This is a genomic window from Streptomyces sp. NPDC001137 (assembly GCF_040298885.1).
Lineage (GTDB): Bacteria > Actinomycetota > Actinomycetes > Streptomycetales > Streptomycetaceae > Streptomyces.
This window is the reverse complement of sequence record NZ_JBEPBA010000050.1, coordinates 21494-36570: the sequence shown is the minus strand read 5'-3', so window position 1 is coordinate 36570 and position 15077 is coordinate 21494. Positions and strand designations below refer to the sequence as shown.

The 15077-nt window shown below is 68.5% G+C and carries 14 protein-coding genes, 1 rRNA gene and 1 riboswitch; of the genes, 12 read left to right on the top strand and 3 right to left on the bottom strand.

The window, feature by feature from the left end; translation table 11 throughout:
- The 11 genes from rrf to ABT254_RS45975 all read left to right on the top strand — a co-directional run.
- Window positions 1–95 (top strand): 5S ribosomal RNA (gene rrf / locus ABT254_RS46025); the annotation flags it as partial.
- 108 nt (window positions 96–203) lie between these two features.
- Window positions 204–812, top strand: coding sequence for a cardiolipin synthase ClsA (gene clsA / locus ABT254_RS46020; RefSeq protein ID WP_351483698.1), 609 nt, complete (start codon window positions 204–206; stop codon window positions 810–812).
- A 115-nt stretch (window positions 813–927) separates the two neighbouring features.
- A complete protein-coding gene (locus tag ABT254_RS46015) occupies window positions 928–3423 on the top strand; it encodes a sugar phosphate nucleotidyltransferase (RefSeq protein ID WP_351483697.1) in 2496 nt (831 codons plus the stop codon).
- A gap of 107 nt (window positions 3424–3530) precedes the next feature.
- Complete coding sequence (locus tag ABT254_RS46010) at window positions 3531–4436, top strand: DUF881 domain-containing protein (RefSeq protein ID WP_351483696.1); 906 nt, start codon at window positions 3531–3533, stop codon at window positions 4434–4436.
- Window positions 4433–4765, top strand: coding sequence for a small basic family protein (locus tag ABT254_RS46005; RefSeq protein ID WP_003988855.1), 333 nt, complete (start codon window positions 4433–4435; stop codon window positions 4763–4765). The genes ABT254_RS46010 and ABT254_RS46005 overlap by 4 nt, the downstream gene beginning before the upstream one ends.
- 5 nt (window positions 4766–4770) lie before the next feature.
- Entirely contained in the window at window positions 4771–5637 is an 867-nt protein-coding gene (locus tag ABT254_RS46000; protein WP_351483695.1) for a DUF881 domain-containing protein, read from the top strand.
- Between the two features lie 61 nt (window positions 5638–5698).
- Window positions 5699–6604, top strand: a complete 906-nt coding sequence (locus tag ABT254_RS45995) for a zinc-ribbon and FHA domain-containing protein (RefSeq protein ID WP_351483694.1) — start codon at window positions 5699–5701, stop codon at window positions 6602–6604.
- A gap of 44 nt (window positions 6605–6648) precedes the next feature.
- Window positions 6649–7386: a transcriptional regulator FtsR gene (gene ftsR, locus ABT254_RS45990; RefSeq protein WP_351483693.1), complete on the top strand. Its 738-nt coding sequence runs from the start codon at window positions 6649–6651 to the stop codon at window positions 7384–7386.
- A gap of 85 nt (window positions 7387–7471) precedes the next feature.
- Window positions 7472–7945 carry a bifunctional nuclease family protein gene (locus tag ABT254_RS45985; RefSeq protein WP_004002801.1) on the top strand — a complete coding sequence of 158 codons (474 nt, stop codon included), beginning with the start codon at window positions 7472–7474 and terminating at the stop codon, window positions 7943–7945.
- Between the two features lie 261 nt (window positions 7946–8206).
- On the top strand, window positions 8207–8890 hold the full coding sequence (locus ABT254_RS45980; protein ID WP_351483692.1) for a MerR family transcriptional regulator: 684 nt from the start codon (window positions 8207–8209) through the stop codon (window positions 8888–8890).
- Between the two features lie 78 nt (window positions 8891–8968).
- Window positions 8969–10333, top strand: a complete 1365-nt coding sequence (locus tag ABT254_RS45975) for a DNA polymerase IV (RefSeq protein WP_351483691.1) — start codon at window positions 8969–8971, stop codon at window positions 10331–10333.
- Between the two features lie 89 nt (window positions 10334–10422).
- Here ABT254_RS45975 and ABT254_RS45970 read toward each other — a convergent pair whose 3' ends face one another.
- Both ABT254_RS45970 and ABT254_RS45965 read right to left on the bottom strand, forming a co-directional pair.
- Window positions 10423–10668, bottom strand: coding sequence for a hypothetical protein (locus ABT254_RS45970; protein WP_351483701.1), 246 nt, complete (start codon window positions 10666–10668; stop codon window positions 10423–10425).
- Window positions 10669–10752: 84 nt separating this feature from the next.
- The gene (locus tag ABT254_RS45965) at window positions 10753–11130 is read right to left on the bottom strand and encodes a PRC-barrel domain-containing protein (protein WP_351483690.1); all 378 of its coding nucleotides are present in this window, start codon (window positions 11128–11130) and stop codon (window positions 10753–10755) included.
- Between the two features lie 113 nt (window positions 11131–11243).
- A riboswitch (glycine riboswitch) is annotated at window positions 11244–11339 on the top strand.
- Between the two features lie 176 nt (window positions 11340–11515).
- On the opposite strand from ABT254_RS45965, the gene gcvP reads away from it, so the two are divergent.
- Window positions 11516–14401 (top strand): aminomethyl-transferring glycine dehydrogenase, encoded by a 2886-nt coding sequence (gcvP, locus tag ABT254_RS45960; RefSeq protein ID WP_351483689.1) that lies wholly within the window; start codon window positions 11516–11518, stop codon window positions 14399–14401.
- A 47-nt stretch (window positions 14402–14448) separates the two neighbouring features.
- Here gcvP and ABT254_RS45955 read toward each other — a convergent pair whose 3' ends face one another.
- Window positions 14449–14868, bottom strand: a complete 420-nt coding sequence (locus tag ABT254_RS45955) for a TOBE domain-containing protein (protein ID WP_351483700.1) — start codon at window positions 14866–14868, stop codon at window positions 14449–14451.
- Window positions 14869–15077 lie beyond the last annotated feature (209 nt).

Here is a 15077-nt window from a genome sequence, read left to right as displayed (position 1 = left end):
AAACGCCCGGTTACATTCCGAACCCGGAAGCTAAGCCTTACAGCGCCGATGGTACTGCAGGGGGGACCCTGTGGGAGAGTAGGACGCCGCCGAACTCCTTTTAGAGCTCTGGCTCTTGGGCAACAGCCCAAGAGCCAGAGCTTTTTTGCGTTGAGGTAAGGTCAGGGGGCATCGTTGGCACGTTTCCCACAGGAGGCCCCCGGGTGGAGGTCCAGGAGACCCGCGTCCAGACGGACCGGGTCCTCACCATCCCCAACATCCTCAGCATGGCGCGTCTCGTCGGCGTGCCGGTCTTTCTGTGGCTGATCCTCAGGCCTGAGTTCGGGGGCCCCAAGAGCGACACGTGGGCGCTGCTGGTGCTGGCTCTGAGCGGAGTCAGTGACTACCTGGACGGCAAGCTGGCGAGGCGTTGGAACCAGATCAGCAGCCTTGGCCGGCTGCTCGACCCCGCGGCCGACAGGCTCTACATTCTCTCGACGTTGGTCGGCCTCACCTGGCGCGAGATTCTGCCATTTTGGTTGACCGCTGTACTTCTGGCGCGCGAGCTCGTCCTGCTGGTGATGGTGTGGATCCTCCGGCGGCACGGCTATCCGCCGCCGCAGGTGAACTTCCTGGGGAAGGCGGCCACCTTCAACCTGATGTACGCCTTCCCGTTGCTCCTGCTCAGTGACGGAACTGGATGGATCTCGTCACTCGCTGCTATTTTCGGATGGGCGTTCGCTGGATGGGGTACAACGCTCTATTGGTGGGCAGGAGTCCTCTACGTGGTACAAGTCCGCCGCCTCGTCCGCGCGGACGCCATGGCCGATTGAACTCGCCGATTGCCGCGGCCGTAGTGGCCGGATGGCCCTCGGCGGAAAAGTGCGGGACAATCTGGGCGGGTGAAGTCGGCTAGACCGTCGTCTCTTTGAGGAGGACGCTTCCGACATGAAGGCCGTCGTGATGGCCGGAGGTGAAGGCACACGCCTTCGCCCCATGACCTCAAGCATGCCCAAGCCGCTCCTGCCCGTGGCCAACCGGCCGATCATGGAGCACGTGCTACGGCTGCTCAAAAGGCATGGGCTGAACGAGACCGTCGTAACTGTCCAGTTCCTGGCCTCATTGGTCAAGAACTACTTCGGTGACGGCGAGGAGCTCGGAATGGAGCTCTCCTATGCCAACGAGGAGAAGCCACTCGGTACCGCAGGAAGCGTCAAGAACGCCGAAGAGGCGTTGAAGGACGATGCCTTCCTCGTCATCTCCGGTGATGCCCTGACCGACTTCGACCTCACCGAGCTGATCAATTTCCACAAGGAGAAGGGTGCGCTCGTCACTGTTTGTCTGACGCGTGTGCCGAATCCGCTGGAATTCGGTATCACGATCGTTGACGAAGAAGGAAAGGTCGAGCGCTTCCTCGAGAAGCCCACCTGGGGCCAGGTCTTCTCCGACACGGTGAACACGGGCATCTATGTGATGGAGCCCGAAGTCTTCGACTATGTCGAGCCCGATGTGCCCGTGGACTGGTCCGGGGATGTCTTCCCGCAGCTGATGAAGGAAGGCAAGCCGGTCTACGGCTATGTCGCGGAAGGGTACTGGGAGGACGTCGGTACGCACGAGAGCTATGTGAAGGCGCAGGCGGACGTTCTGGAGGGCAGGGTCGACGTCGAGATCGACGGCTTCGAGATGTCCCCGGGTGTGTGGGTGGCCGAGGGTGCCGAGGTGCATCCCGACGCCGTGCTGCGCGGCCCGCTCTACATCGGTGACTACGCCAAGGTCGAAGCCGGTGCCGAAATTCGTGAGCACACCGTCGTCGGCTCGAACGTCGTTGTGAAGAGCGGTGCGTTTCTGCACAAGGCCGTCGTGCACGACAACGTGTACGTGGGGCAGCACAGCAATCTGCGTGGCTGCGTCGTCGGAAAGAACACCGACATCATGCGTGCCGCTCGGATCGAGGACGGTGCGGTCATCGGCGACGAGTGCCTCATCGGTGAAGAATCGATCGTTCAGGGCAATGTGCGGGTCTACCCGTTCAAGACCATCGAGGCCGGTGCCTTCGTCAACACCTCGGTCATCTGGGAGTCCAGGGGCCAGGCGCATCTGTTCGGTGCTCGCGGGGTCTCCGGCATCCTGAACGTGGAGATCACGCCCGAGCTCGCCGTACGCCTGGCCGGCGCCTATGCGACGACGTTGAAGAAGGGCTCCACCGTCACCACGGCCCGCGACCACTCCCGTGGCGCCCGTGCCCTGAAGCGGGCGGTCATCTCCGCCCTGCAGGCCAGCGCCATCGACGTACGGGATCTGGAGAACGTACCGCTGCCCGTTGCCCGGCAGCAGACGGCTCGGGGCAGCGCCGGCGGGATCATGATCCGGACCACGCCCGGGGTACCGGACTCCGTGGACATCATGTTCTTCGACGGGAACGGCGCCGATCTGTCGCAGGGCAGCCAGCGAAAGCTGGACCGGGTGTTCGCGCGGCAGGAGTACCGGCGTGCGTTCCCCGGGGAGATCGGAGACCTGCACTTCCCTGCCAGCGTCTTCGACTCGTACACCGGCTCGCTCTTGCGCAATGTCGACACGACAGGGATCAGCGAGTCCGGGCTGAAGGTCGTCGTCGACGCGTCGAACGGCAGCGCCGGGCTTGTTCTGCCCAGCCTGCTGGGCAAGCTCGGGGTGGACTCGCTGACCATCAATCCCGGGCTCGACGAGTCGCGGCCCACGGAGTCCGCAGAGGTGCGGCGGTCGGGGCTGGTGCGGCTCGGTGAGATCGTGGCGTCGTCGCGGGCCGCGTTCGGGGTGCGGTTCGACCCGGTTGGCGAGCGGTTGTCGCTGGTCGACGAGAAGGGGCGGATCGTCGAGGACGACCGGGCGCTGCTCGTCATGCTGGATCTGGTGGCCGCCGAGCGGCGCAGTGGGCGGGTGGCGCTGCCGGTGACCACGACGAGGATCGCCGAGCAGGTCGCGGCGTACCACGGCACGCAGGTGGAGTGGACGACGACCTCGCCCGACGACCTGACCCGGGTCGGAGGCGACGACTCGACCATCTTCGGCGGTGACGGCAAGGGCGGCTTCATCGTCCCGGAGTTCAGCAGCGTCTTCGACGGTACGGCGGCCTTCGTACGGTTGATCGGGCTGGTGGCGCGGACGCAGCTCACGCTCAGCCAGATCGACGCCCGGATTCCGCGGGCACACGTCCTCAAGCGGGATCTTGCGACTCCCTGGGCCGTCAAGGGACTTGTGATGCGGCGTGTGGTCGAGGCGGCCGGAGACCGCTTCGTGGACACCACCGACGGTGTGCGGGTGGTGGAGACGGACGGGCGCTGGGTGATGGTGCTGCCCGACCCGGCCGAAGCGGTCACCCACCTGTGGGCCGAGGGGCCGGACGATGCCTCCGCCCAGGCCCTGCTCGACGAGTGGTCGGCGGTCGTGGACAGCGCCGGCCGCTGAAAAACGCAGCACGCGCGCGTGCCGGACAGGTGTCCCCGAGGGGGCCCGTCCGGCACGCCGGTGGGGCCATTCGGAGGTAGTGGCCGCGACATGCGACGATGTGCGGCATGCCGCAGCAGCCCCCCGTTCGGAGCACACCCACGCGCCCCTCGCGTCCGGACGCTTCCATGTCGCTGCTCACCAACGTCATGGACCACAGCCTGGACGACGGCTACGCCGAGGCGGCCGCCAGGAAGAAAGCCGCGGGCGACGGTGGTCTGCCGAAGACCCTGCAGGCCAAGCTCGGCCTGGCCGCCGGGCTGGTGCTCGCGGCCCTCGTCGTGACCGTCGGAGCGGCCCAGGCGCGGGTGGCGGCTCCCGTCGTCGCCAAGGAGCGCGAGGAACTGATCAACCGCATCGATCGGGAGACCACGGCGGCGGACAAGCTGGAGGGCTCCGTCGACAAGCTGCGCGACGATGTGAGCACGCGCCAGCGGGAGGCCCTCAAGAAGAGCGGCAGTGGAGATCAGTCGGAGCTGGTGGGGATTTTGTCGGGTGCCGTCGAGGTACACGGTCCCGGCGTGAAACTGGTCGTGAACGACGCCAAGGAAGCAACCAGCGGCGGTAACGGCAACCCGCGCGAGACCTCGGACTTCTCCGACACCGGTCGAGTGCGCGACCGTGACATGCAGCGTGTGGTCAACGGTCTGTGGGAGTCGGGGGCCGAGGCCGTTTCGATCAATGGGCAGCGGCTGACGGCGCTCTCGGCGATCCGGGCCGCGGGGGACGCGATACTGGTCGACAACAAGCCGCTGGTTCCCCCCTATACGGTGCTGGCCGTGGGGAACGGGAAGCAGCTGAGCAGCAGGTTCCAGAACAGCGCCGACGGGCTGTATCTGCACGCCCTGCGGGAGACCTACGGCATCCGCAGCAGCATCTCCGTGGAAGGCGACCTCCGGCTGCCTGCCGCACCGAGTGTGATCGTACGTACAGCACAGCCGACAACCGAGAAGACTGAGAAGGGCACATCGTGATCGCCGTACTGGGCCTCGTAGTGGGAGTCGTGGCCGGGCTTTTGGTCCGGCCTGAGGTTCCGGCGGTCGTCGAGCCTTACCTGCCGATCGCTGTCGTCGCGGCGCTCGACGCCGTCTTCGGTGGTCTGCGGGCCATGCTCGACGGGATCTTCGACGACAAGGTCTTCGTGGTGTCGTTCCTGTCCAACGTGGTCGTGGCGGCGTTGATCGTGTTCCTGGGCGACAAGTTGGGTGTGGGCGCCCAGCTGTCCACCGGTGTCGTCGTGGTGCTCGGGATCCGCATCTTCTCGAACGCCGCGGCGATCCGCCGGCACGTGTTCCGGGCGTGAGGCCGATGAGCGACAACGAAGAGACGCCGGAAAACAGGCTGCGCAAGGAACTTCCGGAGGAGGTCCCCGCGTCGGAGCCCGACACGACGGCAGCTCCCGAGGCTCCCGAGGAGAACGCGACGGCGGCTCCCGAGGAGGAGCAGCCCTCTCTCACCGGGCGGCAGCGGCTGGTGAAGGGCCTCTGGCCGCCGCGCGTCACCCGCGCCCAACTCATCGTCGCCGTCCTGCTGTTCGGCCTCGGCTTCGGCCTGGCCGTCCAAGTGGCTTCGAACAGCAACAGCGACAGCGCCCTGCGCGGCGCGCGTCAGGAAGATCTCGTTCGCATCCTGGATGAACTAGACGACCGTACACAGCGTCTTGAGGACGAGAAGCAGGGACTGGAGAAGCAGCGCGACGAGCTGGAGAACAGCTCCAACCAGGCCGAGGAGGCCCGCAAGCAGACCGTCGAGAAGGAGAAGCAACTCGGCATTCTGGCGGGCACGGTGGCCGCGCAGGGGCCCGGCATCACGATGACCATCGAGGACACGAAGGGGACGGTCCAGGCGGACATGCTGCTCGACGCGATCCAGGAGCTGCGTGCGGCCGGGGCGGAGGCGATCCAGGTGAACGACGTGCGAGTCGTCGCCAACACCTACCTCACCGACTCGGGCAAGAGCGTGAGCGTCGACGGGAACAAGATCAACGCTCCCTTTCGTTTCAAGGTCATCGGCAAGCCGGCAGACCTCGAACCGGCGCTCAACATCCCGGGAGGCGTGGTGCAGACTCTGGAGAAGGAGCAGGCCACCGTGGCCGTCGAGCGGTCGAACAAGATCGTCGTGGACGCCTTGCGAGCGGCGAAGCGGCCTGACTACGCTCGGTCGTCCTCCCAGTGAACAGGCGGTGCATGGCCGACGTCCGGCGGGGGCATGAGGTTGCGGGGGGTCGGCGCACCGAATGGGTGGTGCGTGGTGGAAACTGTCTGGTGGATACGGACGTTGTGAGGATGTCCGGGTCGGCCGGTGTATGCAATCAGGGTTCGTCCTGCCCCACGGGCGGGTCTGTTTCGGTCAAGGGGAATCGCCCGTGAAGTTGTTTGCGAAGTTGTTCGGCAAGAGCGCGCGAGAGGGTAGCGACAACGCGACCGCTCGTCATCGCGCACAGCCCGATGCAGAGGGCCAGCGCCCGCTGTTCCGGGACCAGGTCCCTGGGCCGGGTGGTGACATTCCCGGAGGTCAGGGCGCGCCGTCTGTTGACCCTGCGCAGTCCGGCGGCATAGGTTTCGGGCAACCGTCAACCTCAAGTACGGGTGGAGGGTTTTCCCCTATGTCGGCCCTGGTGTGTACGAGGTGCGGTAACCGCAACGCGGAGAACAGCCGCTTCTGCTCCAACTGTGGTGCCCCGCTGCGGACCGGCGGCGCGGCCGAGCGGCCGTCGGAGACGACGTCCACGATCTCGATTTCCGGTATCGAGGCCTACGACGCCGAGGTCACCGGCCAGACGCAGGTGCCGGCGCTGTCTCCCGAGGCACAGGCGGCCGTGGACGCGCTGCCGCTCGGCTCCGCGCTCCTGGTGGTGCGCCGCGGGCCGAACTCGGGCAGCCGTTTCCTGCTGGACGGCGATCTGACCACGGCCGGGCGTCATCCGCAGAGCGACATCTTCCTGGACGACGTGACGGTCTCGCGTCGGCACGTGGAGTTCCGCCGTGGCGCGGACGGCTCGTTCACGGTGGCCGACGTGGGCAGTCTGAACGGCACGTACGTCAACCGCGAGCGGATCGACCAGGTCGCTCTGAACAACGGTGACGAGGTGCAGATCGGAAAGTACCGGCTGGTGTTCTACGCAAGCCAGCGGGGCTACTGACCCTCCCCCCAGACCCCGTCCGGGGGGACTTCAAGGGAATGTCCATGCTTCGAACACCGAGCGGCGGTGCCGGGCACGGCACCGCCGGCACGGACAGCGGTCTGATGAGCATCGGCACGGTGCTGAACGTGCTGCGCGACGAGTTCCCCGAAGTCACCATCTCCAAGATCCGTTTCCTGGAGTCGGAAGGGCTCATCGAGCCGCAGCGCACCCCGTCGGGGTATCGCAAGTTCAGCGCGGACGATGTCGAGCGCCTCGGTCACGTGCTGAGGATGCAGCGGGACCACTATCTGCCCCTCAAGGTGATCCGCGAGCATCTGGACGCCATGGAGCGCGGTGAGGCTGTCCCGCTGCCCGTCGTGGGACGTCAGCGGGACGGTGAGGCCCTGCTCGACGCGCCCGAGGGGCCCACCGCGGCTCGGATCGGGCGGGCCGAGCTGCTCGCGGCCGCCGGGATCGGCGAGCAGGAACTCGCGGAGTGGGAGTCGTACGGCCTGGTCGCCCCGCTGCCGGACGGGGCGTACGACGCGGAGACGGTGACCGTGGCCTCGCTCGTCGTGGAGCTCGGGCGGTTCGGGATCGAACCGCGGCACCTCAGGGCCATGAAAGGCGCAGCCGACCGTGAGGCCGGGCTGGTGGACCAGGTCGTGGCCCCACTGAAGCGTCACCGCAATCCGCAGACCAGGGCGCATGCCGAGGCGCGTACCAAGGAGCTGGCGGCGCTCACGGTGAAGCTGCACGCCGCCCTCGTTCAGACCGCGCTCGGGGTGCGACTGCCCTGAGTCCGACGGGTCTGCGGAGGCCGGATCGGCCTCCCGTTCCCGGCTCGACTACCCAAACGTCCCGGGCAGGTCCTAGGGTTGCTGTGTGAACGAGCTCGATGTCGTAGGTGTCCGGGTCGAAATGCCCTCCAACCAACCGATCGTGCTCCTGCGTGAAGTGGGAGGCGACCGTTACCTCCCCATCTGGATCGGGCCGGGGGAGGCGACTGCCATTGCCTTCGCCCAGCAGGGCATGGCCCCCGCACGACCGCTGACCCACGACCTGTTCAAGGACGTGCTGGAGGCCGTGGGTCAGGAGCTGACCGAAGTACGCATCACGGATCTGCGTGAGGGCGTCTTCTACGCGGAGCTGGTCTTCGCCAGCGGGGTCGAAGTCAGTGCCCGTCCGTCCGACGCCATAGCGCTGGCCCTGCGCACCGGAACGCCGATCTACGGCAGCGACGGCGTGCTGGACGACGCAGGCATCGCGATTCCGGATGAGCAGGAGGACGAGGTGGAGAAGTTCCGCGAGTTCCTCGACCAGATCTCGCCGGAGGACTTCGGGACGAGCAGCCAGTGAGGCGTGGTCGGCCCGTGCGGAGCCGGATTCCGCAGTGGGCCGCTTCGCCGCCGGTCACGGCTCATATGCCGGCAAGTGCCAACGGCCAGTGAGAGCGTCCTGCGGTCCCCTCCGAGCGCATTCGGCTAGCCTTTCCCCGCGGTGGGGTGCGGGAAACCACTCTTAGGGTGATTATCACCCGGCGTGCCGAGTGTGGCGATCGTTGACGCACCCCTGGTGACTGCCTACCGTCGAGATGGCAGGTCAAGGACGGAGGTCGGCGTGAGAAGCAGCGGCGACGGTACGGCTGGGGGTGGCCCCGGACGCAGTCTCGGGGAGAGCGGTCCGTACCCTCCCCCGAGCTCTCAACTTCGTTCGAGTTGGGGGGACCCCCATCCCGGCAGCGCGGCCGATCACGCTCCGCAGCGGCCGGCGGCCGTGCCGAGCAGCGGAGGGGCGGCGTCCATGGCGTCCGAGCAGATCGGCTATCGCGGTCCGACGGCCTGTGCGGCCGCCGGCATCACCTATCGGCAACTGGACTACTGGGCCCGTACCGGGCTCGTCGAGCCGAGCGTGCGGCCCGCCTACGGGTCGGGCACGCAGCGGCTGTACAGCTTCCGGGACGTCGTCGTCCTGAAGATCGTCAAGCGGTTCCTGGACACCGGGGTGTCGCTGCAGAACATCCGCACCGCGGTGATGCACCTGCGTGAGCGGGGCTTCCGGGATCTGGAGCGCATGACGCTGATGAGCGACGGCGCCACGGTCTACGAGTGCACCTCGCCCGACGAGGTCCACGCGCTGCTCCAGGGCGGCCAGGGGATCTTCGGGATCGCTGTCGGCGTGGTGTGGCGGGACGTGGACAGTGCGCTGTCGCAGCTGCACGGCGAGCGGATCGACACCGGTGAGACCCTGGTCGGGCACAACCCGGCGGACGAGCTCGCACGCCGCCGTAACCGGGCGGTCTGACCGCGTCCACGCGGCTTCTCGGAGCCCTTGGGCGCTCGTAGGACGGCATTGTCAGTGGCGTAGGGCAGCATCGGAGATGTGAGAAACGCGCCCACGATCCTGCATCTCGACATGGATGCCTTCTACGCCTCGGCGGAGCAGGCATCCAAGCCGAGTCTGCGCGGGAAAGCCGTGATCGTGGGCGGGCTCGGGCCGCGCGGGGTGGTCGCCACCGCTTCGTACGAGGCGCGGGTCTTCGGGGTGCGGTCGGCGATGCCGATGGCGCAGGCGCGGCGGCTGGCACCGAACGCCGCGTATCTGGTGCCGCGCTTCGGGTTCTACCGGTCGATCAGCGAGCAGGTCATGGGGCTGCTGCATTCGCTGTCGCCGCTGGTGGAGCCGCTGAGCCTGGACGAGGCCTTCGTGGACCTGGAGGCCGGGGAGGCGGCCTGGGACGCGGCGTCGGCACGGCTGGTGGGGGAGAAGCTGCGCGCGGACATACGGGCGGACACGGGGCTCACCGGGTCCGTGGGCCTTGCCGCCTGCAAGATGCTCGCGAAGATCGCCTCCGAGGAGGCCAAGCCGAACGGGCTGGTTCTGGTCGAGCCCGGGACCGAGCGGGCCAAGCTGGGACCGATGTCGGTGCGGATGCTGCCAGGGGTGGGGCCGGCGACGGGGGACCACCTGCGGCGGGCCGGCATCACCACGGTCGACGAGATCGCCGAGGCCGGTGAGGACGAGCTCGTCCGGCTGCTGGGCAAGGCCCATGGGCACGCGTTGTACGCCATGGCGCTGGCGCACGACGACCGGCCCGTGGTGGCCGAGCGGGAGGCCAAGTCGGTATCGGTCGAGGACACGTACGACGTGGACATCCACGACCGGGTCAGGGTGGGGCTGGAGGTGCAGCGGCTGGCCGACCGGTGTGTGCGGCGGTTGCGGGGCGCGGGTCTTTCGGGGCGGACCATCGTGCTGAAGGTGCGGCGCTACGACTTCTCGACGCTGACTCGTTCCGAGACGCTGCGCGGGCCGACGGACGATCCGGGGGTGGTGCGGGAGGCTGCCGCCCGGCTGCTGGATTCGGTGGACACCACGGGGGGTGTGCGGTTGCTGGGGGTCGGGGTCAGCGGGCTGGCCGACTACACGCAGGAGGATCTGTTCGCGCAGGCCGCCGGGGAAGGCATGGAACATGCGGCGGACGAGGCGGACGAGGAGCCCGTCGAGGAGCGGCAGGTGGCTGTCGAGCGGCGGTGGCCCGCCGGACACGATGTGCGGCATGCCGAGTTCGGGCACGGGTGGGTGCAGGGAAGTGGGCTCGGGCGGGTGACCGTGCGCTTCGAGACGCCGGATTCGGAGCCGGGGCGGGTCCGGACGTTTCGCACCGACGACCCTGAGCTGGAGCCGGCGGACCCGTTGCCGCTGGTGGCGGCGAGACCCGGGGCCGCCGTGCCTGGGGGCGGCGCCTGATCGGGGGTGGTGCCGGTCCGCGCGGGGGCCGGGCGCGGTGGCGGGGGTGGGTCAGTGCCTGTCGTCTGGATCAGGTCGGCTGCAGGGAACTACGCCTTGCGGCCGCCCCGAGGGGGCATGGGGCCCGCTTGAGCGAAGCCGGGAGTGGGGGAGGGATCGTGCAGCTGCAAGGCCAAGGAGGCCGTGGCATCAGCCGCTGCCGCGGTGCATGCCGCGGAGCGCCGGTATGCGGGCGGGGCGAGCCCCGCCGCCTCGCCGAGTTCGCGGACGAGGTGTCCGCCGGCTTCGGCCGCCCCGTCCGGCCCGATCTGCCCGCAGGCGACCGACGACGACATGGCCAGGGATCCTTCCACCATTGAGGCAGCAGGGGGGAGGGCGAGTCAGGGCCGACGAGGCCTAGTTGGTCCGAGGGGCAGGCTCTAGGCGTCCGCGTCCTCCGTGCCCGCCAGCTTGCCGAAGTCGCGGTCCGGGAAGGGGGAGGAAGCGGGGATGTCCAGACCGTAGTGGTGGTAGAGCTGGAGCTCCTGTTCGGGGGAGAGGTGGCGGCCGACGCCGAAGTCGGGGGCGTCCTTGATCAGGGACCGGTCGAAGGGGACGTGGAGGGTGCCCTCGATCAGTTCGCTCGGTTCCAGGGGGACGAAGGCGTCCCGGGAGAACAGGCCGGTGCGTATGGCCGCCCACTCCGGCACACCGGTCGCGTCGTCGAGGTAGACCTCGTCGATGGTGCCCAGCTTGGTGCCATTGCGGTCGAACGCCTTGCGGCCGATCAGGTTGCGCGGATCGATGTCGGTCTGCACGGGCCCTCCACTTGGTCGCAACTCATCCGTAAGCACTACAAAAGAGCACATTGGTGATGGCGGCCACTCGAAGGATCGGATGTTGTGCTCGCTGGTAGGCTGACAGCGGCTGCTGACCCCGTGCGGGAGAGTCCTCCAGACATCATCGGAGGCGCCGAAGGAGCAAATCCTCCCCGGAATCTCTCAGGCTCACGTACCGCGCGGACGAGGTCACTCTGGAAAGCAGGGCGGGTGTCGACGGCTCCCGCTCTCACCGACGGTGAAAGCCGGATGCCCTCGGGTGATCCGGTGAAGCTCTCAGGTTGAGATGACAGAGGGGGAGGCCGTTCGGGTACCCGTGCCGTGGTGCCCCTCGAAGGTCGTGTCTGACCAGGAGGCCTCCGCAATGACCGCCCATCGCATTCCGCTCTCCGAGCTCGAACAGGGAATCCCGTTCGAGCAGCGCCATATCGGGCCTGACCAAGAGGCTCGGGCCAAGATGCTCGCGCACGTCGGATACGGCTCGCTGGACGAGCTCACCGCCGCCGCGGTGCCGGATGTCATCAAGAACTCGGATGCGCTGGAACTGCCGGGTGCGCGTACCGAGGCCGAGGTGCTGGCCGAGCTGCGCTCGCTCGCCGACCGCAACCAGGTGCTCGACTCCATGATCGGGCTCGGGTACTACGGGACCTTCACCCCGCCCGTCATCCTGCGCAATGTGATGGAGAACCCCGCTTGGTACACGGCTTACACGCCCTACCAGCCCGAGATCTCCCAGGGGCGGCTCGAGGCCCTGCTCAATTTCCAGACCATGGTCGCCGATCTGACCGGGCTGCCCACCTCCGGAGCCTCCCTGCTCGACGAGGGGACGGCCGCCGCCGAGGCGATGGCGCTGTCCCGGAGGATGGGCAGGAACAAGAAGGGTCTGTTCCTGGTCGACGCGGACGTGCTGCCACAGACCATCGCCGTGATCGAGACCCGCGCCGAGCCGACCGGCGTGGAGGTCGTGGTCGCCGATCTGAGCGACGGCATTCCGGCCGAGGTCGCCGGGCGTGAGATCAACGGTGTGCTCGTCCAGTACCCCGGCGCTTCCGGCGTCGTACGCGACCTCAAGCCGCTCATAGACCAGGCGCACGAGCTCGGTGCGCTCGTCACGGTCGCCGCCGATCTGCTGGCGCTGACGCTGCTGAAGTCGCCCGGGGAGCTCGGCGCGGACATCGCGGTCGGGACCACGCAGCGCTTCGGTGTGCCGATGGGCTTCGGCGGGCCGCACGCGGGTTACATGGCGGTGCACGAGAAGTTCGCACGCAGCCTGCCCGGGCGGCTGGTGGGCGTGTCCGTGGACGCGGACGGGCACAAGGCGTACCGGCTCGCACTGCAGACCCGTGAGCAGCACATCCGGCGGGAGAAGGCCACCAGCAACATCTGTACGGCCCAGGTGCTGCTCGCCGTCATGGCGGGGATGTACGCCGTGTACCACGGGCCCGAGGGGCTCAAGGCGATCGCGCGGCGCACCCACCGGTACGCCACGATCCTTGCCGCGGGGCTTCGGGCCGGTGGTGCCGAGGTCGTGCACGGCTCGTACTTCGACACGCTCACCGTGCGGGTGCCGGGCCGCGCCGCCGAGGTGGTGGCCGCCGCACGGGAGAACGGAGTCAACCTTCACCTGGTCGACACCGACCACGTCTCGATCGCCTGCGACGAGACCACCGCGCGGGCCCAACTGGGCGCCGTGTGGACCGCGTTCGGGATCGAGGGCGACATCGAGGCGCTGGACGCGGCGACCGAGGACTCCCTGCCCGCAGGGCTGCTGCGCACCGACGACTACCTCACCCACCCGGTCTTCCAGGAGCACCGCTCCGAGACCGCGATGCTGCGCTACCTGCGCCGCCTCGCCGACCGTGACTACGCGCTCGACCGGGGCATGATCCCGCTGGGCTCCTGCACCATGAAGCTCAACGCGACCACCGAGATGGAGCCGGTGACCTGGCCCGAGTTCGGGCAGCTGCACCCCTTCGCGCCCGCCGAGCAGGCGCAGGGCTACCTCACCCTCATCCGTGAACTCGAGGAGCGGCTCGCCGAGGTCACCGGGTACGACAAGGTTTCCCTGCAGCCCAACGCCGGATCGCAGGGCGAGCTGGCCGGACTGCTCGCCGTACGCGGATATCACCGGGCCAACGGGGACGAGCAGCGGACCGTGTGTCTGATTCCGTCGTCCGCGCACGGCACGAACGCCGCCAGTGCCGTGATGGCGGGGATGAAGGTCGTCGTCGTGAAGACCGCCGAGGACGGCGAGATCGACGTCGAGGACCTGCGGGCGAAGATCGAGCAGTACCGCGACGAGCTCGCGGTGCTGATGATCACGTACCCCTCGACGCACGGTGTGTTCGAGGAGCATGTCGCCGACATCTGCGCGCAGGTGCACGAGGCCGGCGGGCAGGTGTACGTCGACGGGGCCAACCTCAACGCTCTTGTGGGGCTTGCCAAGCCGGGGCACTTCGGCGGTGACGTCTCGCACCTGAACCTGCACAAGACTTTCTGCATCCCGCACGGCGGCGGTGGTCCGGGCGTCGGGCCGGTGGGCGTGAGGGCGCACCTGGCGCCGTATCTGCCGAACCACCCGATGCAGCCGGCCGCGGGACCGGCAACGGGTGTCGGGCCGATCTCCGCGGCTCCCTGGGGTTCCGCGGGCATCCTGCCGATCTCGTGGGCCTACGTCCGGCTCATGGGCGGCGAGGGGCTGAAGCGGGCCACGCAGGTGGCCGTGCTGAGCGCCAACTACATCGCCAAGCGCCTTGAGCCGCACTACCCCGTGCTCTACACCGGTCCGGGCGGGCTGGTCGCGCACGAGTGCATCATCGACCTGAGGCCGCTGACCAAGGCGACCGGCGTGAGCGTCGACGACGTCGCCAAGCGGCTGATCGACTACGGCTTCCACGCGCCGACCATGTCGTTCCCGGTGGCCGGCACGCTGATGATCGAGCCGACCGAGTCCGAGGACCTGATCGAGCTGGACCGGTTCTGCGAGGCGATGATCGCCATCCGCGCGGAGATCGAGAAGGTCGGGGCGGGCGAGTGGCCGGCCGAGGACAACCCGCTCCGGGGTGCGCCGCACACCGCCGCCGCGCTCGGTGGGGAGTGGGAGCACGCGTACTCGCGTGAGGAGGCCGTCTTCCCGGCCGGGGTGTCGGCCGCCGACAAGTACTGGCCGCCGGTGCGCCGGATCGACCAGGCCTTCGGCGACCGGAACCTCGTGTGCTCCTGCCCGCCGCTGGACGCGTACGACGACTGAGGCAGTGGTCGTGGAGGAGGGCCCCGCTTCGGCGGGGCCCTTTCCCGTCACGCCGTCGCGAGTGAGATCTCCGTCGACTTGATCAGGGCCACGACGGGTGTGCCGGTGGTCAGGGCGAGGTCCGTGACGGCGTCCTTGGTGATCGCGGAGGTCAGTTCGCCGCCGTCGACGGCGACCTTCACGGAGGCCATCGCGCCGCCGGTGGTCACGCCGGTCACCGTGCCGGGCAGCTGGTTGCGGATGGACAGGCCCTCGACCGGGGCGGTGGCCAGGGAGACCTCCGTCGACTTCACCAGGGCGCGTACGGCGGTGCCCGCGGCGAGGCCGAGTTCCTCGGCGGACTCGAGGGTGATCGCCGCGGTGATGTCCTGGCCGCCGGCGAGGCGGACCTTGACGGTGGCCATGACCTCGCCGGAGGTGATGGCGGTGACCGTGCCGGGGATCTGATTGCGGATGCTCAGGCTCATGGGGCTCATGCAGAACGCCTCGCAGGGGCTGGGGACTGGGGGCTTTGTGCCCGGGCCCACGGTAGCCCCGATGGGGTGTTGTGCCGGGTATGCGCGTTTCTGCGTCGGCTTGACCGTCGTCCACACCGCGGTACGGGAGTGCAGGTCGGGTTCCGCTGCCGCGCGTTTGCTGCGCTCGCAGGGTTCTCGCTTCTCCCGGCGGAGGGGCC

Bases quoted from the DNA above. Each gene is read 5' to 3' on its own strand.
- ABT254_RS46015 (WP_351483697.1), top strand. From the start codon at position 928: ATGAAGGCCGTCGTGATGGCCGGAGGTGAAGGCACACGCCTTCGCCCC.
- ABT254_RS46010 (WP_351483696.1), top strand. From the start codon at position 3,531: ATGCCGCAGCAGCCCCCCGTTCGGAGCACACCCACGCGCCCCTCGCGT.
- ABT254_RS46000 (WP_351483695.1), top strand. From the start codon at position 4,771: ATGAGCGACAACGAAGAGACGCCGGAAAACAGGCTGCGCAAGGAACTT.
- ABT254_RS45995 (WP_351483694.1), top strand. From the start codon at position 5,699: ATGGGTGGTGCGTGGTGGAAACTGTCTGGTGGATACGGACGTTGTGAG.
- ftsR (WP_351483693.1), top strand. From the start codon at position 6,649: ATGCTTCGAACACCGAGCGGCGGTGCCGGGCACGGCACCGCCGGCACG.
- ABT254_RS45970 (WP_351483701.1), bottom strand. From the start codon at position 10,668: ATGTCGTCGTCGGTCGCCTGCGGGCAGATCGGGCCGGACGGGGCGGCC.
- gcvP (WP_351483689.1), top strand. From the start codon at position 11,516: ATGACCGCCCATCGCATTCCGCTCTCCGAGCTCGAACAGGGAATCCCG.
- ABT254_RS45955 (WP_351483700.1), bottom strand. From the start codon at position 14,868: ATGAGCCTGAGCATCCGCAATCAGATCCCCGGCACGGTCACCGCCATC.